This window comes from Deinococcus depolymerans (assembly GCF_039522025.1).
Lineage (GTDB): Bacteria > Deinococcota > Deinococci > Deinococcales > Deinococcaceae > Deinococcus > Deinococcus depolymerans.
The window spans coordinates 1-21,330 of the sequence record NZ_BAAADB010000016.1 but is presented as its reverse complement, the minus strand read 5'-3'; the positions used below and the strand labels follow the sequence as shown (position 1 = coordinate 21,330).

At 71.3% G+C, this 21,330-nt stretch carries 18 protein-coding genes, 1 tRNA gene and 1 pseudogene; 8 read left to right on the top strand and 12 right to left on the bottom strand.

What is annotated here, in order from left to right; translation table 11 throughout:
• Positions 1–38 precede the first annotated feature (38 nt).
• Positions 39–114: transfer RNA gene (locus ABDZ66_RS10055), tRNA-Gly, on the top strand.
• 201 nt (positions 115–315) lie between these two features.
• On the opposite strand, the gene ABDZ66_RS10050 is transcribed toward ABDZ66_RS10055, so the two are convergent.
• Together ABDZ66_RS10050 and ABDZ66_RS10045 are read right to left on the bottom strand one after the other, a co-directional pair.
• Positions 316–1,116: a polyphosphate kinase 2 family protein gene (locus ABDZ66_RS10050; protein ID WP_343758390.1), complete on the bottom strand. Its 801-nt coding sequence runs from the start codon at positions 1,114–1,116 to the stop codon at positions 316–318.
• Complete coding sequence (locus ABDZ66_RS10045) at positions 1,113–2,453, bottom strand: beta/alpha barrel domain-containing protein (protein ID WP_343758388.1); 1,341 nt, start codon at positions 2,451–2,453, stop codon at positions 1,113–1,115. Before ABDZ66_RS10045 ends, ABDZ66_RS10050 begins: the two co-directional genes overlap by 4 nt.
• A gap of 70 nt (positions 2,454–2,523) precedes the next feature.
• Here ABDZ66_RS10045 and ABDZ66_RS10040 point away from each other — a divergent pair, with 70 nt between their 5' ends.
• Complete coding sequence (locus ABDZ66_RS10040; protein WP_343758385.1) at positions 2,524–3,750, top strand: citrate/2-methylcitrate synthase; 1,227 nt, start codon at positions 2,524–2,526, stop codon at positions 3,748–3,750.
• 7 nt (positions 3,751–3,757) lie between these two features.
• Here the strand turns inward: ABDZ66_RS10040 and ABDZ66_RS10035 are convergent, their stop codons facing one another.
• Positions 3,758–4,930, bottom strand: a complete 1,173-nt coding sequence (locus tag ABDZ66_RS10035; RefSeq protein WP_343758383.1) for an MFS transporter — start codon at positions 4,928–4,930, stop codon at positions 3,758–3,760.
• A gap of 88 nt (positions 4,931–5,018) precedes the next feature.
• On the opposite strand from ABDZ66_RS10035, the gene ABDZ66_RS10030 reads away from it, so the two are divergent.
• Together ABDZ66_RS10030 and galE are read left to right on the top strand one after the other, a co-directional pair.
• A complete protein-coding gene (locus ABDZ66_RS10030; RefSeq protein ID WP_343758381.1) occupies positions 5,019–6,125 on the top strand; it encodes a LacI family DNA-binding transcriptional regulator in 1,107 nt (368 codons plus the stop codon).
• Between the two features lie 61 nt (positions 6,126–6,186).
• A complete protein-coding gene (gene galE / locus ABDZ66_RS10025; protein ID WP_343758379.1) occupies positions 6,187–7,179 on the top strand; it encodes a UDP-glucose 4-epimerase GalE in 993 nt (330 codons plus the stop codon).
• A gap of 39 nt (positions 7,180–7,218) precedes the next feature.
• Here galE and ABDZ66_RS10020 read toward each other — a convergent pair whose 3' ends face one another.
• Positions 7,219–7,875: a TetR/AcrR family transcriptional regulator gene (locus ABDZ66_RS10020; RefSeq protein WP_343758377.1), complete on the bottom strand. Its 657-nt coding sequence runs from the start codon at positions 7,873–7,875 to the stop codon at positions 7,219–7,221.
• Positions 7,876–8,006: 131 nt separating this feature from the next.
• On the opposite strand from ABDZ66_RS10020, the gene ABDZ66_RS10015 reads away from it, so the two are divergent.
• Positions 8,007–8,825, top strand: coding sequence for an SDR family NAD(P)-dependent oxidoreductase (locus ABDZ66_RS10015; protein ID WP_343758375.1), 819 nt, complete (start codon positions 8,007–8,009; stop codon positions 8,823–8,825).
• Positions 8,826–8,832: 7 nt separating this feature from the next.
• Positions 8,833–10,263 carry an aldehyde dehydrogenase family protein gene (locus ABDZ66_RS10010; protein ID WP_343758373.1) on the top strand — a complete coding sequence of 477 codons (1,431 nt, stop codon included), beginning with the start codon at positions 8,833–8,835 and terminating at the stop codon, positions 10,261–10,263.
• A gap of 104 nt (positions 10,264–10,367) precedes the next feature.
• Here ABDZ66_RS10010 and ABDZ66_RS10005 read toward each other — a convergent pair.
• Positions 10,368–10,990, bottom strand: a pseudogene (locus ABDZ66_RS10005) (substrate-binding domain-containing protein).
• Positions 10,991–11,016: 26 nt separating this feature from the next.
• Entirely contained in the window at positions 11,017–11,385 is a 369-nt protein-coding gene (locus tag ABDZ66_RS10000; protein ID WP_343758371.1) for a LacI family DNA-binding transcriptional regulator, read from the bottom strand.
• 105 nt (positions 11,386–11,490) lie between these two features.
• On the opposite strand from ABDZ66_RS10000, the gene ABDZ66_RS09995 reads away from it, so the two are divergent.
• On the top strand, positions 11,491–12,825 hold the full coding sequence (locus tag ABDZ66_RS09995) for a M20/M25/M40 family metallo-hydrolase (RefSeq protein ID WP_343758369.1): 1,335 nt from the start codon (positions 11,491–11,493) through the stop codon (positions 12,823–12,825).
• 132 nt (positions 12,826–12,957) lie between these two features.
• Here the strand turns inward: ABDZ66_RS09995 and ABDZ66_RS09990 are convergent, their stop codons facing one another.
• The 5 genes from ABDZ66_RS09990 to ABDZ66_RS09970 form a co-directional block, all read right to left on the bottom strand.
• Positions 12,958–13,635 carry an SDR family oxidoreductase gene (locus ABDZ66_RS09990; protein ID WP_343758367.1) on the bottom strand — a complete coding sequence of 226 codons (678 nt, stop codon included), beginning with the start codon at positions 13,633–13,635 and terminating at the stop codon, positions 12,958–12,960.
• 104 nt (positions 13,636–13,739) lie between these two features.
• On the bottom strand, positions 13,740–14,984 hold the full coding sequence (locus ABDZ66_RS09985) for a M24 family metallopeptidase (RefSeq protein WP_343758364.1): 1,245 nt from the start codon (positions 14,982–14,984) through the stop codon (positions 13,740–13,742).
• A gap of 207 nt (positions 14,985–15,191) precedes the next feature.
• Positions 15,192–15,662 (bottom strand): hypothetical protein, encoded by a 471-nt coding sequence (locus ABDZ66_RS09980; RefSeq protein ID WP_343758363.1) that lies wholly within the window; start codon positions 15,660–15,662, stop codon positions 15,192–15,194.
• Positions 15,663–15,902: 240 nt separating this feature from the next.
• On the bottom strand, positions 15,903–16,574 hold the full coding sequence (locus ABDZ66_RS09975; RefSeq protein ID WP_343758361.1) for an amino acid ABC transporter permease: 672 nt from the start codon (positions 16,572–16,574) through the stop codon (positions 15,903–15,905).
• Between the two features lie 244 nt (positions 16,575–16,818).
• Positions 16,819–17,598: a transporter substrate-binding domain-containing protein gene (locus ABDZ66_RS09970; RefSeq protein WP_343758359.1), complete on the bottom strand. Its 780-nt coding sequence runs from the start codon at positions 17,596–17,598 to the stop codon at positions 16,819–16,821.
• A gap of 200 nt (positions 17,599–17,798) precedes the next feature.
• Here ABDZ66_RS09970 and ABDZ66_RS09965 point away from each other — a divergent pair, with 200 nt between their 5' ends.
• A complete protein-coding gene (locus tag ABDZ66_RS09965) occupies positions 17,799–19,649 on the top strand; it encodes a menaquinone biosynthesis decarboxylase (protein WP_343758357.1) in 1,851 nt (616 codons plus the stop codon).
• A gap of 207 nt (positions 19,650–19,856) precedes the next feature.
• On the opposite strand, the gene ABDZ66_RS09960 is transcribed toward ABDZ66_RS09965, so the two are convergent.
• Positions 19,857–20,951, bottom strand: a complete 1,095-nt coding sequence (locus ABDZ66_RS09960; RefSeq protein WP_343758355.1) for an alpha-hydroxy acid oxidase — start codon at positions 20,949–20,951, stop codon at positions 19,857–19,859.
• Positions 20,952–21,330 lie beyond the last annotated feature (379 nt).

Genomic DNA, 21,330 nt, shown 5'->3' with positions numbered 1-21,330 from the left:
TTTCTTATACACGCACCGCTGCCCACGGGCAGCGTCACGCGGGAGTAGCTCAGCTGGTAGAGCACTACCTTGCCAAGGTAGATGTCGCGAGTTCGAATCTCGTCTCCCGCTCCACATCCGCCCCCACCCTCACCGGTGGGGGCGTTTTGCTGTGCCCACCCCGGGGCACCGCCAACCGAACGTGCCAATCGGCAGGCACGACACAGCAGAAGAGACAGCAGAAGAGGAGGTCACCGCCGCTCGGGGGGTGACCTCCTCCTGTCCTGTCCCGGTAGTGGCCAGAGTGGGGACCAGAGCCGGACACGGACTGTCCTGCTACTGGATATCGATTTCCTGGGGGTCGAAGGTGATCTTCGGGAAGCGCGGGTGCATGTCCTTGAGGGTGTCGAGAACGATCTGGCTGATCAGCAGGTTCCGGAACCACTTGCGGTCGGCCGGGATGACGTACCAGGGCGCGGCGTCGGTGCTGGTGGTCAGGGCGTCCTCGTAGGCGCGGGTGTACTCGTCCCACTTGGCCCGTTCGGTCAGGTCGGCGGGGTTGAATTTCCAGTGCTTGGTGGGATCGTCCAGGCGTTCCTGCAGGCGCTGTTTCTGCTCGTCGCGGCTGACATGCAGGTAGAACTTCAGGATGCGGGTGCCGCCGCTGTGCAGCAGGCTCTCGAAATGACGGATGTGCGACAGGCGGCTGTTGGCGGTCGCGTCGTCGATCAGGCCGTGAACGCGGGTGACCAGCACGTCCTCGTAGTGGCTGCGGTTGAACACGCCGATCATCCCCGCGCGGGGCGCACGCTGATGCACGCGCCACAGGAAATCGTGCGCGCGTTCCTCCTCGGTCGGGACCTTGAAGTTGGCGACCTGCACGCCGTTCGGGTTGAAGGCCCCCATGACGTGCTTGACGGTGCCGTCCTTGCCTCCGGCGTCGCGGGCCTGCAGGACGATCAGGAGGGACTGCTTCGCCTCGGCGTTCAGTCGCTCCTGCCAGTCGGCCAGCCCGGTCAGCAGTTCGTCGGTGAGGGTGCGGCCCTCGTCCTTGCTGAGGCCACCGTCGTCGTCGGTGCGCCAGTCGATCAGGTGGACGCTGCCGCCCGCCTTCACGCGGTATTCGTCTGTGTTCATGACCCGGAGCGTACCACCGTGCCCACCGGGATGAGCTTGAGGGCTCGTTCAGCAAGTTCCTCCCACTCGACGGCCGTCTGACGGCCCGCGTCGAACTCGGCGGTCAGGGACCCGTGCAGGGCGCGCAGGCCCGCGTGGTCCTTGCCCAGTTCGGTGCCGGTGTGCTGGCGGATCAGGAAGATCAGGCCCGCCACGCCGCTGTCCTTCGTCAGGGACAGGTCGAGCGGGCGGCCCAGCAGGGCGGGCACGTTGAACGGCGCGTACATCGGCCAGAACTTGTTCAGGCCGTCCGCGTGGATGCCGGCGCGGGTGCGGTGGGCGTCCCGTCCGAACAGCGGGTACTTGGCAGGCACGCCCTGCCCCAGCTCCTCGTACAGGTCGTTCAGGTCGTTCAGCACCGTGAAGTCCGCGTCGCCGGTCAGGCCCAGGCCGCTCAGGTGCAGCAGCACGCCCTCCAGCGGGGCGTTCCCGGTGCGTTCCCCCTTGCCCAGCAGGGTGCCGTTGATCGCCGCACACCCGGCCAGGACCGCCGCGAGGCTGTTCGCCACGACGAGGTGCGTGTCGTTGTGCGGGTGGAACTCCAGGGACTCGGCGCTCAGCCCGGCGGCGCGCAGTTCGCGGATCATGCGCGGAACGCTGCGCGGCCACGCCGCCCCCTCCAGCGGGAGGCCGACGCCCATCGTGTCGCACACCCGGAACTTAGGCGCCTGCGAGGCGGGGAAGGAGGCGGCGAGGGTCTGCACGGCCTCCACGAAGGGGAGGATGAATTCGCGGGGCGCGCGGGTGGCGTCCTCCAGGTGCAGCCTCGGGCGCAGGCCCGCGTCCAGGACGGCCTGCACGGCGTCCAGGTACGTGCGGGCCGCCTGGGCGCGGCCGCCCGGCGTGAACTTGTGGAAGGTGTGGTAATCGCTGGCGCTGGCGAGCATGCCGGTCTCGCGCACGCCCAGCCCGGCGACCAGCTCGGCGTCGCGGCGCGTGGCGCGGATCCAGGTGGTCGGCTCGACCGGGTGCCCGCCGCGCCAGCGCTCCAGTGCACCCTCCAGCATGGCGCGGTCGGCGGGGCGGTACACGAAGAACTCCGCCTGCCGCAGTGCGCCGCTGCCGCCCGTGAAGCGGCCCATCAGGTCGTAGATCCGCAGGCCATCTGCGGTGGTCAGGGGCAGGCCGCCCTGCTGTCCGTCGCGGTGGGTGGTCTCGGTCGTCCAGGCCTGCGCGGGCAGCGAGGTGGGGGGCGTGCCCTCCTGCCAGATCACCTGCGGGAACGCAGTTGCCGGGAACGCGGCGGGGAAGAGGTCGGGCGTCGGCACGTCACGCACGGCGGGGGAGTCGTGGGTCATGGCTGCACGCTAGTCCTGCACCATCAATGTCGTCAATCTTGATTCTGGAATCAATGTTAGGCTGGATGGCATGACCGCCTCCCTCACCACGGCGCAGGCCTGCGAGCAGCTGGGCGTGAAACCCGCCACGCTGTACGCCTACGTCTCCCGCGGCCTGATCCGCAGCGTTCCCGGCCCGTCCGGCACCCGGCAGCGCCGCTACGACGCGGGCGACGTGCAGGCCCTCGCCGGGCGGCAGGCGACCCGCCGCGACCCGCAGGCCGGCGTGCAGGCGGCCGTGCAGGGCAGCCTCGACGGACTCCGCGCCGGGGGAGGCGGGGGCGTGACACCCATCCTCGACAGCGCCCTGACCCGCATCGAGGACGGCACGCTGGCCTACCGGGGCGTGGACGCGCTGGGCCTCGCCGACACCGCCACCGTCGAGGCGGTCGCCGCGCTGCTGTGGACCGGCGACCCCCGCACCCGGCCCACGCTGCCGCTGCGCGCCCGGCTGAACCTCAGCCGCCACCCGCGCGCCGACACGCCCCTGGAAGCGCTGGGGTACGCGCTGACGTACGCGGGCGCGCACGACCCGGACGCGCTCGACACCCGCCCCGAGAGTGGGCCCCGGCAGGCCGCGCGCATCCTGACGCTGCTGCACGCCACCGCCGAACGCCATGCCCGCCTGCCCCCCGCGCCGGACCTGCCGCTGCACGCCCGGCTGGCCCGCACCTGGGGCCGCCCGGACGGCGCGGACCTGCTGCGCCGCGCCCTGATCCTGCTCGCCGACCACGAACTGAACGTCAGCGCCTTCACCGCGCGCGTCACGGCCAGCGGCGGCGCCAGCCTCGCGCACTGCACGCTGGCCGCGCTGAGCGCCCTCCAGGGCCCCCGGCACGGCCTGGGCGCACTGCACGCCCACGATCTCCTGAGGGCCGCCCTGAGCGGCGACGCCCGCGCGGCCCTGCGGGACGCCACCCGCCGCGCCGGGCACGCACCGGGCTTCGGGCACGCCCTCTACCCGCACGGCGACCCACGCGCCCGCGCGCTGCTGAACGCCCTGAGCGGGCAGTACCCGGATCACCCCGTCACGCGGGCCACCGACGCCGTGATCCGCGCCCACGCCGGGGACACCGCCGAGCACCTCAACGTGGACCTGGCGCTGGCCGCGCTGACCCTCGTGCTGGGCCGCCCCGCCGGGGACGCCGTCACGCTGTTCGCGCTGGCCCGCGTGACGGGCTGGCTGGCCCACGCCCTGGAAACCCGCGCCGGGGGGCAGTTCATCCGCCCGCGCGCCCGCTACGTCGGCCCGGCCTGAGCGGGGGTCAGCGGCGGATCAGCGCGAAGGCCCGGCCGCCCAGCAGGGTGATCAGCAGGGCGCCGGCCAGCGCGAGGCCCAGCGCGGCGGGCAGGCCCACCTGCGCGGCAATGAACCCGATGGCGGGCGGCCCGAGCAGGAACCCGCCGTACCCGATGCTGGCGACCTGCGCGATGCCGCGCCCCCCCAGGGCGTGCCCGGCGGCGCCGTACATGACCGGCACGACGTTGCTGAGGCCCAGGCCCGAGAGCGCGAACCCGGCGGCGGCGGGCAGCGGGTCGCGGGTCAGCAGGGCGAGGCCCAGACCGGCGGCCGTGACGAGCGCCCCGCCGCGCACGATGGTCTCGTCGCCCAGGCGGGCGCGGAGGCGGTCACCGAACCAGCGGCCCAGCGTCATGGTGGTGACGAACGCCGCGTAGCCCAGTCCGGCCTGCCCGCCGGGCGAGCCGAGGACGTCCCGGAAGTACAGGGCCGCCCAGTCGTAGTTGGCGCCCTCGGACAGCATGCCCAGGAAGCACAGGGCGCCCAGCAGCGCGGCCGCGGCGCTGATCGGGACGCGGCGCGGGGCGGCGGGGATGGGGGCAGAGGGGAGGTCGGGCAGCAGGAAGCGCCCGGCGATCAGCGCGGCGGCCGCCGTGACGACCGTGACGGTCAGGGCGTGGGCGGTCATGGGGACGCGGCCCACCAGCAGGGTTCCCAGGGCCGCGCCGAGCACGCCGCCCAGACTGAAGTAGGCGTGCAGGCGGCTCATGATGGGTCGGCCCAGGCGCTGCTCGACCGTGACGCCCTGCGCGTTCATGGCGACGTCCATGCTGCCGTTCGCGGCGCCCAGCACGGTCAGCGCGGCGATCAGCAGCGGCAGGCCGGGCGCCAGGAAGGGGGGCAGCAGGGTCAGCATGCACAGGACGGCGGCGGTGCGGGTGACGCGGTGGCTGCCGTGGCGGGCGGTCCACGCGCCGGTCAGGGTCATGCTGCACAGGCTGCCCAGGCCCACGGCCAGCAGGGCCGCGCCGATCTGCGCCTCGCTGAGATTCAGGGCGTCGCGGATGCCGGGGATGTTCACGGCCCAGGTGGCGAACAGTGCGCCGTTGATCAGGAAGATCACGCTCAGGGCGCGGCGGGCGGCCTCGCCGGGGTGGCCGGGGGCCGGAGGCTGGGCAGGGAGGATGGGGGCGGTCATGGGGGCCTCGTGGGGGGGCAGGGGAGGGAGCGGCTGAAAGACACTCTGAATCGTTTCAGAGTGGATGGGGATACGCTACCATTCCGGTATGCCGCCCGCCAAGCCCAGCGCCGCCCCCGGCCCACCCCGCGCCGGTGGACGCGTCACCCTGCGGGACGTGGCCCGCACGCTGGGCGTCAGCGTCGCCACCGTCAGCAACGCCTACAACCGCCCCGACCAGCTCAGCGAGGACCTGCGCCAGCGCGTCCTGCAGGCCGCCCGCGACCTGGGCTACCAGGGCCCCGACCCCCTCGCCCGCAGCCTGCGCCGCGGCCGCACCGGCGTGCTGGGCGTCGTGTACGACGCGCCGCTGGACTACGCCTTCGCCGACCCCGCCGCCGCGCTGTTCCTGGGCAGCGTCACCCGCGCCGTGCAGCACCACGACCTGAACGTGCTGCTGCTCGCCAGTCCCTACGCGCCCGGCGCGCACGCCGACCCGACCGGCCCGGTCCGCAGCGCCAGCGTGGACGGCTTCATCGTGTACTGCGCCGCCGACGGCAGCGCCCTGCTGCGCGCCGTGCTGGAACGCGGCCTGCCCACCGTCCTGGTCGACCAGGAACCCCAGGCAGGCGCCGTGAACGTCGGCATCGACGACGCCGGCGGCGCGCAGGCCGCCGCCGCGCACCTGCTCGCGCTGGGCCACCGGCAGCTGGGCGTCGTGTGCCTGGAACTCTCGGAACAGCGCTTCAGCGGCCCGGTCAGCCCGGCGCGCGAGGCGCAGGCCACCTACCGCACCACCGACCAGCGCCTGCGCGGTTACCGCGCCGCCGCCGCCCACCACCCGGACGCGACGCTGTACCCCACCGAGGCGGCCCACAACACCCCCGACAGCGGCGAGGCGCTGACCCGCGACCTGCTGACCCGTCACCCGCAGGTCACGGCGGTGCTGTGCATGAGCGACGTGCTCGCCCAGGGCGCGCTGCGCGCCGCCGCCGCGCTCGGCCGCCGCGTGCCGCAGGACCTCAGCGTGGTGGGCTTCGACGACCTGCCGGGCAGCGAGACGCTGGACCTCACGACCGTCTGGCAACCCACCACCGACAAGGGCGAACAGGTCGGGCAGGCCATGCTGAACCTGCTGGCCGGGCAGCCCGCCGCGCCCGTCACGCTGCCCACCCGCCTCGTCGTGCGCGGCACCACCGCGCCCCCCGCTCCCTGACCCCCGACCGGTCTGGCGGACCGGTCACCCCCCGGGCCGGTCCTGTACTACCCTGAACCGCATGAAGATTCTCGTGGTGGGCGGCGCAGGGTACATCGGTTCTCACACGGTCCGGCAGCTGATCCGCGCCGGACACACGCCGGTCGTGTTCGACAACCTGTCCAGCGGGCACGCCGAGGCCCTGCCCGCCGAGGTTCCCCTGGTGCGCGGCGACCTGCTCGATGCCGACGCCATCCGCGCCGCCCTGGACGCCCACCAGCCGGACGCCGTGATTCACTTCGCCGCGCTGATCGAGGTGGGCGAGAGCATGCGCGCCCCGGCCCGCTACTACCGCAACAACGTGGTCGGCAGCCTGAACCTCCTGCAGGCCATCACCGAGACCCGCAAGGTGCCGCTGGTGTTCTCCTCGACGGCCGCCGTGTACGGCACCACCGACCTCGTGCCCATCCCCGAGACGGCCGCCATGCAGCCCGAGAGCGTGTACGGCGAGACGAAACTCATGACCGAGAACATGATCCACGCCTTCCACACGGCGCACGGCCTGCCGTACACGGTCCTGCGGTACTTCAACGTGTGCGGCGCCGCCCCCGAGGGCGACATCGGCGAGGCGCACGCCGGCAAGAGCCACCTGATCGAACTGGCCGCCCTGACCGCCCTGGGCATGCGCGAGAAGATGTTCATCTTCGGCGACGACTACCCCACCCCGGACGGCACCTGCATCCGCGACTACGTGCACGTGCAGGACCTCGCCGACGCGCACGTCCTGGCCGTCGAGGCGCTGCTGGCCGGGCAGCGCACCGAGGGCACCTTCAACGTGGGCCTGGGCCACGGCTTCAGCGTCAAGGAGGTGCTGGACACCGTGGACGACGTGATCGGCACGCCCCTGAACCGCGAACTCGCGCCGCGCCGCGCCGGGGACCCCCCCCGCCTCGTCGCCGACGCCACCCGCATCCGCGAGGAACTGGGCTTCAACCCGCAGTTCACGAACCTGAAAGACATCGTGCAGACCGCCTGGAACTGGCACAAGGGCCACCCGCACGACTTCAAAAAATGAACTGAAGGGGCAGGGGGAGGCGTGGGGCCTCTCCCTTTTTCATGCCTCCTGTTCGGCACTCAGGCCGGTGATCAGGGCGGTCAGGGCGTCGGGCAGGGCGGTATCCAGGCTGAGGTGCAGCGCGCCCAGCGGGGAGTCGCGCAGGGCCTCGCGCACGGCGGGCGAGGGGTCGCTCATGGGTTGCAGGCCCGCGATGAGCGCCTGGGTGTAGGTCAGCAGGCGCGCGGGGGCGTCGCCGCGCAGGCCAGGCAGCGCGCGCTGGAGCCGGGGCGCCGTGGCGTTCAGGTGCGCCGCGACGCGCGTCTTGTGGGCGTGGGCGCGTTCGGCGCTGATGTTGTGTTCCAGGATGCCCGCCAGGAGCGGGATCAGCCGCGCGAGGTCCGGGTGCGCCAGGGTGAGGCTGCCCAGGGTGCGGGCGAGGGTGGCGGGGGTGTGGGTGCCGCCCAGGTCGAGGTGGCGGTTGAGGTCGTGGAAGAACTCGTCCAGCAGCTCCTCGTACAGGCTGAGGAACAGGTCTTCCTTGCTGGGGAAATACGCGAAGAGGGCGGCCTTGGTGAGGTGGACCTGTTCGGCGATGGCGTTCAGGGTGAGGTCGGGGTAGCGGTGGGTGTGCCAGAGGGTGCGGGTGGCGGTGAGGATCTGCGCGCGGCGTTCCTGTTTGGCGGTGTCGCTGCGGGCGCGCGTCGGGGTGACCATGGGTTAATTATATCCGATGGCGTGATCGATAGTGCTCTGACTGATGTGATCGGGCATGTTGACAAACTAACCAGCGGTAACTAATCTCTATTTACCGGCGGTTGCTTAAGCGTGCCGCCAGAGGAGCCCCCATGACCCAGCCCGCCCCCAAGAACCGGCCTGCCCCCAGCACCGCGCTGATCACCGGCGCCAGCAGCGGCATCGGCGAACAGATCGCCATGGCACTCGCCGCGCGCGGCAGCCACCTGATCCTCGTCGCCCGCAGCGAGGGACCGCTGAACGCCCTGGCCGACACCCTCCGCGCCCGGCACGGCGTGCAGGTCCACGTCCTCCCGCAGGACCCCACCCGGCCCCACGCCGCCCACGACCTGCTGAAGCGCACCCAGGCCCTGAACCTGAACGTGGACATCCTCGTGAACAACGCGGGCTTCGCCGACTACGGTGAATTCAGCGAACTGGACGTCCAGAAGCAGCTCGACATGATCCAGGTGAACATCACCGCCCTGACCGAACTCACCCACGCGTACCTGGGCGGCATGCGCGCCCGGGGCCGGGGCCGCGTGCTGAACATCGCCAGCACCGCCGCATTCCTCCCCGGGCCGCTCATGGCCGTGTACTACGCCACCAAGGCCTACGTCCTGAGCTTCAGCGAGGCCCTGCACGAGGAACTGCGCGGCACCGGCGTCAGCGTCACCGCCGCCTGCCCCGGACCCGTCGAGACCGGCTTCCAGGCCGCCGCGAACATGGGGGGCAGCCGCCTGCTGCGCGACCGCCTGACCCGCGCCGCGATCCTCCCCGCCCGCGAGGTCGCCGCGCAGGCCGTGACCGCCATGCTGCGTGGCGAGGCCGTGCACGTCATCGGCACCGTCAACCGACTCCAGACGCTGCTGCCCCGCCTGCTCCCCCGCCGCGTCCTGCCCCCGCTGATCCGCCGCATCCAGGGCCGCTGAGATGACCGTGAACCTCACCGACCCCACCCCGCAGGACCTGCGCGCCCTGTTCGACCTGCAGCGCGCCGCCCGCTGGGACATCGCCCGCAGCACCCCGAAGGACCGCGTCCGCACCCTGCGCCGCCTGCGCGCCGCCATCATCGCCCGGCGCGACGACCTGACCCGCGCCATCCACGCCGACTTCGGCAAGGCCCGACTGGAAAGCGAAGTCACCGAGATCCACCACGTCATCGCCGAGATCGACCACGCGACCCGCCACCTGCGCCGCTGGACAGCCCCCCACCCCGTCCCCGGCACGCCCGAACTGCTCGGCAGCCGCAGCTGGGTCCAGAGCGAACCGCTGGGACAGGTGCTGATCCTCTCCCCGTGGAACTACCCCTTCGGGCTGCTCATGGCCCCGCTGGTCGCCGCGATCGCCGCCGGGAACGTCGTCACGCTGCGCCCCAGCGAGAAGGTCCCCCACACCGCCCGCGCCCTTCAGGAGCTGATCGGCGCGGTGTTCCACCCCGCCCACGCCGCCCTGGTCACCGGGGACGTCCCGGTCGCCGACGCCCTGCTGGACCTGCCCTTCGATCACGTCTTCTTCACCGGCAGCACCGCCGTGGGCCGCAAGGTCGCCACGCGCGCCGCCGCGCACCTCGCGTCCGTCACGCTGGAACTCGGCGGGAAATCCCCCACCCTCCTGCTGCCGGACGCCGACCCGACCCTGGCCGGGCAACGCACCGGCTGGGCCAAATTCCTGAACGCCGGACAGACCTGCGTCGCCCCCGACCACGCCTGGGTGCCCCCCGAACTCGAAACGCCGTTCGTGGACGCCGCCCGCACCTACCTGCGCGGCGCGTACGGCGAGGGCCACGCCGCCCAGCGCAGCCCCGACTACGCCCGCCTGATCGACCGCCCGGCCCTGGACCGCCTGCTCGGCCTGATCGACGACGCCCGCACGCACGGCGCGACCCTCGCCACCGGCGGCCAGACCGACCCCGCCGACCGCTTCCTGGCTCCCACCATCCTGACCGGCGTGACCCCCGACATGGCGATCATGCAGGAAGAACTGTTCGGCCCGGTCCTCCCGGTCCTGCGCGCCCGGCCCGACGAGGCCATGACGTGGATCCGCGAGCGACCCAAACCCCTCGCGCTGTACGTGTACAGCCGCTCCGGCGCCGCCGCCCGCGACGTGCTGAGCCGCACCAGCGCCGGAACCAGCGTCATCAACCACGGCTTCATCCACATGATCCACCCGCACCTGCCCTTCGGCGGCACCGGCCAGAGCGGCACCGGGCAGTACCACGGCCACAGCGGCTTCCGCACCCTGTCACACGAACGGGCCGTGCTGCACCAGCGCCGCTGGAGCCCCACCGACCTGCTGCGCCCCCCCTACGCCCGCCCCGGCGTGCAGCGCCTCTGGCAGGCCCGCCGCCGCCTCGACGACCGCCGCTGACCCGACCCCTCACCCGTCCGCCGTTTCGCTCCGCCCTCTGCCACAGGGGGAGAGGAGACAACGGAATGGGATCACGGCGGAAAGCAGGTCGATGACCACCCCGGTCAGGGTCGCGCGGCCCGCACGGACTCCCGGACGCTCAGCGTGATGTCCAGTCCGGGCAGCCCGGCCGGGGCGTCCGGGTCGTTCAGGCGCGTCAGCAGGTGCCGGGCGGCCAGTTCCCCCATCTCGCGCGCCGGGTGATGCACGGACGTCAGGGGCGGCAGCGTGAACTGCGACCCCGGCAGGTCGTCGAAGCCCACCAGCGACACGTCCTCCGGGACGCGCAGCCCCCGGCCCCGTACGCCATCTGGTCGTTCGCCGCGAAGATCGCCGAGAAGGACGTGGCGCGCGCCAGCCAGTGCTCGACCGCCAGGATGCCGCTGAGCTCGTGGAAGTCCCCCTCGAACACCAGCGCCGGATCGAACGGCACCCCGGCCTCCGCCAGCGCCCGCCGGTACCCGTCCAGGCGGTCCACGGCGTCCCGCTGCGACCGCTCCCCCGTGACGTGCCCGATGCGCCGGTGCCCCAGCTGCAGCAGGTGCGTGGTCGCCAGGAACGCGCCCTGCACGTTGTCCACGCTCAGGCACGCGCCGTCCAGGCCCGGCACGCGGCGGCCCACCACGACCAGCGGCAGCCGTTCGTGCAGGTCCCGCAGGTGCCCGTCGCTCAGGCGGCCGCCCAGCACGATCAGGGCGTCCACCTGCCGCCGCGTCAGGGCCGTGATGGCTGCCGCCTCGTCAGGGCCGTGATGGCTGCCGCCTCGTCCTGCACCGCCCAGTGGCCGTTCACGAAGATCGGCTGGTACCCGCTGCCCGCCAGCGCCGCGTCGATCCCGCGCGAGACCTCGCTGTAGAACGGACTGGCGATGTCCTGCGTCAGCACGCCCACCGTCATGCTGCGCCCCCGCACCAGCCCCTGCGCCGCCGCGTTCGGCTCGTACCGCAGGCGGCGCGTGGCGTCCAGCACGCGCTGCAACTTGTCCGGCGCAACCGGCACCTGCCCGTTCAACGCGCGGGAGACGGTGCTGATCGACACGCCCGCCTCGCGCGCGATGTCCCTGATGGTGCCGTTCCGGGTCATGATGGGGCTCCTGAGCGCAGGATAGCGCCCCCACCCGCTCCGCCCCGCCGGACGCCCGACCGACGGCGCAGGCACGCCGCTCCGGATTCCCGTACGCTGCCAGGGATGACCCCAACCGATCTGAGCGCACACATCGAGCGCGGCCTGCGTGACCTCGCCGACCTCGTCGCCATTCCCAGCGTGTCCGCCCAGGGCCGCCACCTCCCGGACGCCGCCCGGGCCGTGCAGACCCTGCTCGAAGCCGAGGGCTTCACCGTGCAGCAGTATCCCGGTCAGGTCGCCCCGATCCTCCTGGCCGAGGCCGGGGAAGGCCCCTTCACGCTGCTGATCTACAACCACTACGACGTGCAGCCCGAGGACCCCGCCGAACTCTGGGACACCCCGCCTTTCACCCTGACCGAACGGGACGGCCGCCTGTACGGGCGCGGCGCCAGCGACGACAAGGGCGAACTCGTCTCCCGCCTCGCCGGACTGCGCGCCCTGAAAGAGCAGCGCGGCCACCTGCCCCTGAAGGTCAAGTGGCTCATCGAGGGCGAGGAGGAGGTCGGCAGCCCCAGCCTCGAAGGCTTCCTGGCCGAACACGCCGCCGAACTGAAAGCCGACGGCGTCTGGTGGGAATTCGGCAGCATCACCCCCGAGGGCCGCCCCGTGCTGTACGCGGGCCTGAAAGGCATCATCTGCGTGGAACTCCGCTGCCGCGTGGCCGCCAGCGACCTGCACAGCAGCAACGGCGCGGTCGTGGACAACCCGCTGTGGCGACTGGCCGCCGCTGTCGCCAGCCTGCGCGGCCCGGACGGCACGGTCCTGATCCCCGGCTTCCACGACGACGTGCGCCCCCCCAGCCAGGCGGACCTGGACGCCATCGCCCAGCTTCAGGGCCGGGGCGAGGCGCTGCGCGACACGTACGACGTGACCCGCCCCCTGGGCGACGGCCACGACTACCACACCCGCCTGAACCTCAAGCCCGTCGTGAACGTCAACGGCTTCCACGGCGGGTACGAGGGCCAGGGCAGCAAGACCGTCCTGCCCGCCGAAGGGATGGTGAAACTCGACTTCCGCCTCGTGCCGGACCAGCACCCGGACCGCATCGTGGAACTCCTGCGCGCCCACCTGAACGCGCAGGGCTTCAGCGACATCGAGATCATCGAACTCGAAAGCCACCAGCACCCCGCCCGCAGCGACCTGAACGACCCCTTCGTGCAGACGGCCGTGCGGGTCGCCCGTGACGTGTACGGGCAGGACCCCATCCTGAACCCCAGCTCCGGCGGCAGCGGCCCCATGTACCCCTTCATGCAGCATGTGGGGGCACCCGTCATCGCCCTCGGCATCGGCAACATCGGCGGCCGCGTCCACGCGCCCAACGAGAACATCCTCCGGCGCGACTTCGAAAACGGCGTCCGCTACGCCGCCGCACTCCTGGCTGCCCTGGCCGACGGGTAATACGGATTCCGTTTGTTTCGTTGACAGATCGGTGGTGTTCCGATCTGTCAACTCCACGTCCGGAACCCGCCCGGCTCCTCCTCGCTTCGCTCGGATTGAATGGCTCTGTAAGCCATTCAATCCGAGTCCGTATCAGGTGTCGGGGTAGACCTTGATCTCGGTGATGTGCGCCCGGTCCGGGCGGGTCAGGGCGTGCGCGACGCTCTTGGCGAGGCCGCGCGGGTCGATCATGCTGTCCCAGGCCATGCCGGCGTCACGGTTGCCCGGCGTGTCGATGGCGCCCATGGGGTACAGGACCATGCCGCGCACGCCCTTGTGTTTCAGTTCGTCGTGCAGACTCAGGATGTACGCCGCGACGGCCGCCTTGCTGGCGGTGTACAGCGCCGCCTTTGGCCCGCTGAGCCGCGCGGCCTGCCCGGCACTGACACCCATGATCAGGCCGTCCTTCTGCCGCAGCATGTGCGGCAGGACGCCCTGCACGGCGTGGAACAGGCTGCCCATGTTGGTGTCGAAGGCCTCGCGCAGGTTCTCCGGGGTGGCCTTGTGCGCGTCCTGGGTGCTGTAGGACCCGACCGTGTGGATCAGGGTGTCGACCTTGACCCGGCGGAGCGTGTCGATGCTGGAGGGATCGGTCAGGTCCAGGTCGAGAACTTCGGTGGCGGGAAAGCGGTCGGCGGCGCGGGCCAGGCTCTCGCCGCGCCCGACGAGGACCATCTGTGCGCCCGCGTCGTCGAGTTCCTGTGCGATGGCGGTGGCCAGTGCGCCGCCCGCTCCGGTCAGCATGATGGTGGAGGAGCCGAGGTTAGCCATGTCCACAGGGTAACGGGTGATCCGAGTTCACGGGTCACGCGACCTTCCCGGCGGGCGGGTTGCTTAGCGGAAGGTCAAGGGCCTCTCACTCGCCACGCAGCGGTTCAGGCATCCGCTTCGCCGTATCCGGCGGCCCGCACCTGCGCCCAGTCGTCCGGCCCGCCCAGACGGAACGGGGCGCGTTGCGTGTGGGTGGTCACGCGCGGCCCGGTCTGCGGGTCGAGGTACACGTCGATCTCGCTGCGGATCCCGAAGCCCTGCGCGGCGGGGTACGTGCCGGGTTCGATGGTCACGGCCAGTCCGGGCGTGAGGGTGCGGGTGTCGCGGGTCTCGTAGTCGTCGAGGTTCGCGCCCGCCCCGTGGATGTTCACGCCCAGGTCGTGCCCGGTGCGGTGCAGGAAGAACGCCTCCCACTCGGGGCCCATGGCGTCGCGGGCGGCGCGGTCGGCCATGTAGCCCTGCACCTCGCCCCAGCCCGCGCGGGCGTACCCGTCCACAATGGTGCGCAGCGCGGCGTCGCGCGCGGCGACCACGGCCGCCCAGGCGCTCTGGTAGGCGGGCGTGGGTTGCCCGGCGTACCCGACCCAGGTGACGTCCGCGAACGGGCGGCCCGGTTCCTGCGCCCACAGGTCGATCAGCACGCACTCGCCGGGCTTCAGGGTGGCGTGGCGTTCGGGGCTGGGTTCGTAGTGGCTGTCGGCGGCGTTCACGCCGAAGCTCACGTTCACGGGGTGCCCGGCGCTCATGCCGGCCGCCTCGATCTGCCGCATGATCACGGCCTGAGCGTCCAGTTCCGTGACGGGATGCCCGGCCTGCAGGCGCTCGTGGATCAGGCGGAAGGCGTCGTCCTTGGCCTGCATCAGCACGCTCACGGCCCGCCCGTGCGCGGCCAGATCGTCGGCACTCCAGGCCAGGAACGACTGCAGCAGGTCCGCGCTGCTGTGAATGGCGGCGGCCCCGGCGGCCCGCACGCGCTCAACCGTCCCGGCGTCCACGCGGCTCACGTACGGCACCGCGCCGCCCGCGCTGTACTCCATCGCCAGCGTGCGGCCCTGCACGACCTCGCGCAGCGCGGCGTCCAGCTGTCCGTGCGAACCGAACGCGCGGCGCTCGGCGTTCCAGTGGCGGGTGATCTCACCCCAGGTGCCGCCCTCGATGTGGTTGTGCAGCACCACGGCCTGCCCGCTGCGCGGCACCCACACGAAGAACCGCCGGGTCAGGAACGCCCCGCTGGGGAGGTTCAGCACGGTGCGGGCGTGCGGGTTCAGGCCCTGGAAGTCGTACACCAGCCAGCCGTCCAGGCTGGTCGCGGCGAGGGCCTGCTGCATGCGCGTGATCGGTGAGGTCATGCCGCCCAGCCTAACGCGGGCGCCGCGCGGGCCTGTCGGCCAGGACGGACAGCCGACGCACCCGCCGCGCAGGAATGCGCCGCCCTTCCGGGAACAGGAGGGGCGGCGCAGCTACCGGGACTGACGGCTGGCAGGATCGCAAGGCGGGAGGGGAGCGGGTCGGGCGGTGGGGGGTTCGCCCACCTGACCGCGGCTGCTCGCCCCGCGTCAGCGGTAGCGGGTGAACGCGTCGCGCGAGGCGTAGTTCTGGCGGCCGCTGCCGTCCGTGAACTGCGTCAGGGCCTGCACGTCCAGCCGGCCGCGCGTGAAGGTCATGACCAGCGTGGTGTTCGAGAAGCCCTTGGCGTACACGGCGCTGGCGGTCAGGTGGTTGGTGTCGCTGACATTCGCGCCGTACGTGAGGACCGGGGCGCTGCCCCAGTCGCAGTCGTTGGGGTGGCAGCGGCCGAACACCTGCACGGTCAGCGGGCCGCCGCCGCTGCGGGTCACGTTGATGCGGGTGATGCCGCTGGTGGCGACGTTGCTGTTCACCCAGGTGCCCACGAAGTCGGCGGGCGCCGCCTGCGCGTGCTGCGGGAACAGGCCGCACAGGCTCAGCGCGGCCAGCAGGGCGGCGGGGCGGGAGGAGCGGGGAGCGGGGGCGGCCAGGGTGCAGGTGGGCTGGGTGCGTGCGGTCATGGCAGGTCTCCTGGGTGGGGGCGCGGGGGCGGGGAACGGGGCGGCCGGGGGATCACCGGGCGGGAACGTCGTCTGGGACGCTGTTCCTGCTGGTGAACTCAGGGTACGCGGCCCCCCGTGAGCGCCCCGTGATCGCGGGCGGTCAGGGAAGCGTCAGGCATGACCGGCGGCCCACCCGGCAATGAACGCTCCCGCCCGGCATGAGGTCCGGGCGGGAGTTCGGCGCGTGGCTGGTGGCGTTCAGCTGCCGCGCGAGAAGCGGCGTTCCAGGGCGCGCTGCACGACTTCCAGCAGGCTGCTGACCGCCCAGTAGATCAGCGCGGCCGCGAGGTACGGCCCGAACGGCTCGAAGGTCCGCGCGATCACCAGTTGCGCGCTGCGCAGCAGTTCCACGACCGTGATCACGCTGACCAGCGAGGTGTCCTTCACCAGCCCGATCAGGGTGTTGCTCATGCTGGGCAGCGCCACCCGCGCGGCCTGCGGCAGCACGATCAGGCGCATGCTCTGCCCGGCGTTCAGGCCCAGGCTGGTCGCGGCTTCCCGCTGGCCGCGCGGGATGCTCAGGATGGCGGCGCGGATGGTCTCGCTGAGGTACGCGGCGGCGTTCAGGGTCAGGGCGATCACGCCGCCCGCGATGGGGTTCAGCGTGACACCCAGGCTGGGCAGCCCGTAGTAGATGACGAAGATCTGCACCAGCAGCGGCGTGCCACGGATGAACGACACGTACAGACTGCTCAGTCCCCGCACCCAGCCCAGCCGGGACAGCCGCGCCAGCGCCACCAGGAACCCCAGCGGCAGGCCCAGCAGCATGGCGCCCAGCGCGAAGCCCAGCGTGACGGGCAGCGCGCCCAGCAGGGTCGGCAGTGACGTCCAGGCGCTCTGGAGGACGAGGTGCAGCTGTTCAGTGTTCATGGGGTCTCCGGGGGTCATGGGGTCTCCGGGCAGGGAATGATACGGACTCCGATTGAATGGGCTGCAAAGCCCGTTCAATCCGAGCGAAGCGAGTGGGAGAAAAACGGGTTCCGGACGTGGAGTTGACAGATCGGTGGTGTTCCGGTCTGTGAACGAAACAAACGGCAGTCCGTATGAGGGGTGGGCCACGAGCCCCGAGGAATATCCTCTCATCTCGTAGCCCACCCCGGAGGCGCGGTGACGTTCAGGGTTTGCTGACGTCCTGACCGAACCACTGGCGGCTGATCTTGGCGTACGTGCCGTCGGCCTTGATCTGCAGCAGCGCCCGGTCCACGGCGGCCTTGAGGCTGGTGTTGCTCTTCTTCATGGCGATGCCGACGGGCTGGGCGTCACCGATGACGCCCGCGCCGCGTACCGGGAGGTTCTGGGATTTGATCAGGTACCCGACGAGCAGGCGGTCGTTGTAGGCGGCGTCCAGGCGGCCGGTGGCGAGGTCCGCGAGGTACTCGGGCGCGCCGGGGTACGTGACGACGTTGATGCCGCCGGCGTCGCGCAGGCCCTTCTCGTAGTTGCTGCCCAGGCCCACGCCCACGCGTTTGCCTTTCAGGTCGGCCAGGGTCTTGGGGGAGAAGCTGCCGGTCTTCTTCACGATGATCTGCGGGCTGGAGTACGCGTAGGGGCGGCTGAAGCCGATGGTCTTCTCGCGTTCGGGGTTGATGCCGACCTGGTTGACGATCACGTCGTACTTGTTGGCCTGCAGGCCGGCGAGGATGCCGCTCCATTCGGTCAGGACGAACTCGGCTTTCAGGCCCATCTTGGCGGCCACGGCCTTTGCGATGTCCACGTCGAAGCCGGTCAGGTTGCCCCTGGCGTCGCGGTAGGTGAAGGGCGCGTAGGTGCCTTCCATGCCGATCTTCAGCACGCCTTTCTGCAGGGTGGTGGGGGTGGCGGCGCTGGCAGTGACGGTCAGTGCGGCGCTCAGGGTGGCGGCGAGCGCCAGGGTGGTGCGGGTGGGGGTGTTCATGGTGGGACTCCTTGGATGGGGCGGGTGGGGGAGACCGGCTGGTCGCCGCCCGGAAGTCATTAGTGTACAAAATACATCAACTTTGATTGCGATCCGGCTTGCACACTGCGGGCTGTCCTTCCTGAGCGTCCTCTCACGCGGCCGTCAGGCCCGCAAGCACGGGTACGGTTGCCCCGCCCCCCTCCCACTACACTCGGCGCATGGCCTTCCCGGACATTCAGAGCTTCATGCGCCTCCTCGAACAGCGCGGCGAACTGCTCCGCGTCACGACCCCGGTCAGCCGGGAACTGGAAATCACCGAGATCGCCGACCGCATGGTCAAACAGGGCGGCCCGGCCCTGCTGTTCGAGAACGTACTGGGCAGCGACTACCCGGTCGCCATCGGCCTGCTCGGCACCAAGGAACGCGTGGCGCTGGCCCTGGGCGTGGACGACCTCGACGACCTCGCCGCCAAGGTCCGCAACCTGATCGACCTGTCCGGCGGCGGCAGCAAACTGGGCCTGCTGAGCAACGTCACCAAACTCCGCGACGCCATGAACCTCCCGCCGCGCCGCGTCCGCTCGGCCCCCGTGCAGGAGGTCGTGTGGCGCGGCGACGAGGTGGACCTCTCGAGGATCCCGGTCCTGAAGTGCTGGCCGCTCGACGGTGGGCCGTTCGTCACGCTGCCCCTCGTCATCACGAGGGACCCGGAGACCGGCGAGCGCAACATGGGCATGTACCGCGTGCAGGTCATGAGCAAGAACACCACGGGCATGCACTGGCAGCGGCACAAGACCGGCACCAAACACCTGGAGAAGGCCAGAAAACTCGGGAAGAAGCTGGAGGTGGCGGTCGCCATCGGCGGCGACCCGGCCCTGATCTACGCCGCCACCGCGCCCCTGCCGCCCGTGCCGGGCCTCGACGAATTCGCCCTGGCCGGGTACCTGCGTGGCCAGCGCTACCCGGTCGCGAAGGGGGTCACGGTGGATCTGGACGTTCCCGCCAACGCCGAGTTCGTGCTGGAAGGCTACGTGGACCCCAGCGAGGACTGGGTGATGGAAGGGCCGTTCGGGGATCACACCGGCTTCTACACCCTCCCGGACCTGTACCCGCACTTTCACGTCACGGCCGTCACCATGCGCCGCAATCCCGTGTACCCGGCGACCATCGTGGGCCGCCCCCCCATGGAGGACGCGTACCTGATCGAGGCGTCCGAACGGCTGTTCCTGCCTGCCGCGCAACTGATCATCCCTGAGATCGTCGATTACCACATGCCGCCCGCCGGGGTCGCGCACAACCTCGTGTTCGTGAGCATCAAGAAGTCGTATCCGGGGCAGGCGTACAAGGTCGCCAACGGCCTGTTCGGCCTGGGCCAGATGATGTTCGCCAAGGTCATCGTCGTCCTCGACGAGGACGTGACCGTCACCGACTTCGACGCCGTCTGGCGCGAGGTGACAGAGAAGGCCGTGCCGGGCCGCGACACCCTCACCACGCGCGGCCCCATCGACGTCCTCGACCACTCCAGCCGCGGCTGGGGCTACGGCGGGAAACTCATCATCGACGCCACCACCAAACGCCCCGAGGAGACCGGCAGCGCCGCCAGCAGCCGCCCCGACCAGGCCGGAGACGTGCTGGCTCCCGCTCCCTGGGAAGAGGGCCGGGGTGAGGGGTCCCACGACCTGCCCACCTTCGACGGCGTTCTCGCCCAGCGGCAGACCCCGGACGGCTACTGGCTGGTCGCGCTGCACAAGACCCGCGCCGGACAGGCCCGTGACCTCGCCGCCGCGTTCGCCGCGGACCCCGCCGCGCAGGGCATCCGCCACCTGCTGATCTGCGACGACCAGACCGACGTGAACGACATAGGTGACGTCTGGTGGACCATCCTGAACAACATCGACGCCGAACGCGACGTCTGGGTGCAGGGAGAACTTCTCGCCTGGGACGGCGCACAGAAGATCCCCGAAGAGGGCTTCGTGCGCGAGTGGCCGCCCAAGATCGTCATGGACAAGGACATCGTGGACCGCGTGGACCGCCTGTGGAACGTGTACGGCCTGCCGGAAACCCTGCGGTAGGGAACGGCGGAACAGAGAAGCAGCGGCCAGGATTGACGCTCTGGCCGCTGCTCTGCTGCCAGAGGGGTTGAGTTATACGGACTCCGATTGAATGGGCTGCAGGCCCGTTCAATCCGAGCGAAGCGAGGAGGAGAGAAACGGGTTCCGGACGTGGAGCCGGCAATCCGGTGCAGTTCCGGATTGTTGGCGAAACAAACGGAATCCGTATTACATCCGCACCAGCGCCGGGGTCAGGTCCTTGACCCGCGCGGCGCCGCACAGGGCCATGGCAAGGCGGAATTCGTCCTCCAGCAGCGTCAGGGTGCGTTCCACCCCGGCCTGCCCCCCGGCGGCGAGGCCCCACAGGGCGGCGCGACCCAGGAACACGGCGCGGGCGCCGAGCGCGACGGCTTTCAGGACGTCCGTGCCGCGCGTCACGCCGCCGTCGAGGTAGATCTCACATCGGCCCGCCACGGCGTCCACGATCTCCGGGAGGGCCTCGAAGCTGCTGATGGCGGTGTCCAGCTGCCGGCCGCCGTGGTTGCTGACCCAGACGTGGCAGCCGTGCTCGGCGGCCAAGTGGGCGTCCTCGGCGGTCAGGACGCCCTTCAGGATGATGGGGAGGGGCGTCTGGCCGCGCAGCCAGTCGAGGTCGCGCCAGGTGAAGGTCTTGTCCACGAGGTTCTGGAAGTAGTTGGCGAGCTGCGAGCCGCTGTCCGTCTCGACCTGCGCGAGTTCTTCGCGGCTGGCGACGTTCGGGGCGCTCAGGTGCGCGGGAAGGGCGAAGCGGTGGCGTTCGTTCGCCTCGCGGCGGCCCAGGAACGGGGCGTCCACCGTGAAGACCAGGGCGCGCGCCCCGGCGGCGTGGGCGCGGTCGAGGATGCTGCGGCTCAGGGCGCGGTCGCGCAGCAGGTACAGCTGGAACCAGAAGCGGCCCCGGGCGTCCGCGCCGACCGTCTCGATGGGCGTGTTGCTGAAGGTGCTCAGCGTCATGACGCTGCCCCTCGCAACGGCGGCGCGGGCGGTGGCGCGTTCGGCGTCCGGGTGCGCGAGGCCGTGGAAGGCGCTCGGCGCGATCCCGATGGGGCTGCCCAGCGGGAGCCCCAGCACGCTGGTGCCCGTGTCCACGCCGGAGACGTCCACGAGAACGCGGGGGCGCAGGCGGGCGCGGGTGAACGCGGCGCGGTTCTCGCGCAGGGTGTGTTCGTCGTTCGCGCCGCTCGCGTAGTACTCCAGCGCACCCTGGTCCAGCGCGGCGCGGCCCAGGGTTTCCAGGTCGGCGAGATTCACGGCGCGGGTCAGGTCCGGTCCCGGAGTGGTCATACGGCAGCATACCGGGAGCCGTGGCCGGCCGGCTGGTTGCGGCGTTCCCCAGTGACCCATCGGAGTCCGTCGGAGTCCGGATGCAGGGCCGGTCCGGGCGTGGGCTGGGGAGCGGGGTGGGGCGGGCCGGTGGGGACCGGCCGCAGGTGTTGACAGATTGGGCGCATGGGCATATAGTTCCCTTCGCCCGAGAAAAAGGGCGGGAGCGAGAAGCCGCGAGGCGACCGCTGAGACGCATGAAAATCTGGTGTTGAATGACGATGACAGGCCAGTCCGACAGGGCTGGGCGAGCGGAACACCACCCCGGTGTTCTCCAGATTCGCGAAACGGACGGAGTCTTTCGGGATGAAGTCAAAACGGTACCCAATGGGTACAGCCA

Excerpts from the sequence above, each read along its gene's own strand:
- ABDZ66_RS10050 (WP_343758390.1), bottom strand. The coding sequence starts at position 1,116 with ATGAACACAGACGAATACCGCGTGAAGGCGGGCGGCAGCGTCCACCTG.
- ABDZ66_RS10045 (WP_343758388.1), bottom strand. The coding sequence starts at position 2,453 with ATGACCCACGACTCCCCCGCCGTGCGTGACGTGCCGACGCCCGACCTC.
- ABDZ66_RS10040 (WP_343758385.1), top strand. The coding sequence starts at position 2,524 with ATGACCGCCTCCCTCACCACGGCGCAGGCCTGCGAGCAGCTGGGCGTG.
- ABDZ66_RS10035 (WP_343758383.1), bottom strand. The coding sequence starts at position 4,930 with ATGACCGCCCCCATCCTCCCTGCCCAGCCTCCGGCCCCCGGCCACCCC.
- ABDZ66_RS10030 (WP_343758381.1), top strand. The coding sequence starts at position 5,019 with ATGCCGCCCGCCAAGCCCAGCGCCGCCCCCGGCCCACCCCGCGCCGGT.
- galE (WP_343758379.1), top strand. The coding sequence starts at position 6,187 with ATGAAGATTCTCGTGGTGGGCGGCGCAGGGTACATCGGTTCTCACACG.
- ABDZ66_RS10020 (WP_343758377.1), bottom strand. The coding sequence starts at position 7,875 with ATGGTCACCCCGACGCGCGCCCGCAGCGACACCGCCAAACAGGAACGC.
- ABDZ66_RS10015 (WP_343758375.1), top strand. The coding sequence starts at position 8,007 with ATGACCCAGCCCGCCCCCAAGAACCGGCCTGCCCCCAGCACCGCGCTG.
- ABDZ66_RS10000 (WP_343758371.1), bottom strand. The coding sequence starts at position 11,385 with ATGACCCGGAACGGCACCATCAGGGACATCGCGCGCGAGGCGGGCGTG.
- ABDZ66_RS09995 (WP_343758369.1), top strand. The coding sequence starts at position 11,491 with ATGACCCCAACCGATCTGAGCGCACACATCGAGCGCGGCCTGCGTGAC.
- ABDZ66_RS09990 (WP_343758367.1), bottom strand. The coding sequence starts at position 13,635 with ATGGCTAACCTCGGCTCCTCCACCATCATGCTGACCGGAGCGGGCGGC.
- ABDZ66_RS09985 (WP_343758364.1), bottom strand. The coding sequence starts at position 14,984 with ATGACCTCACCGATCACGCGCATGCAGCAGGCCCTCGCCGCGACCAGC.
- ABDZ66_RS09980 (WP_343758363.1), bottom strand. The coding sequence starts at position 15,662 with ATGACCGCACGCACCCAGCCCACCTGCACCCTGGCCGCCCCCGCTCCC.
- ABDZ66_RS09975 (WP_343758361.1), bottom strand. The coding sequence starts at position 16,574 with ATGAACACTGAACAGCTGCACCTCGTCCTCCAGAGCGCCTGGACGTCA.
- ABDZ66_RS09970 (WP_343758359.1), bottom strand. The coding sequence starts at position 17,598 with ATGAACACCCCCACCCGCACCACCCTGGCGCTCGCCGCCACCCTGAGC.
- ABDZ66_RS09965 (WP_343758357.1), top strand. The coding sequence starts at position 17,799 with ATGGCCTTCCCGGACATTCAGAGCTTCATGCGCCTCCTCGAACAGCGC.
- ABDZ66_RS09960 (WP_343758355.1), bottom strand. The coding sequence starts at position 20,951 with ATGACCACTCCGGGACCGGACCTGACCCGCGCCGTGAATCTCGCCGAC.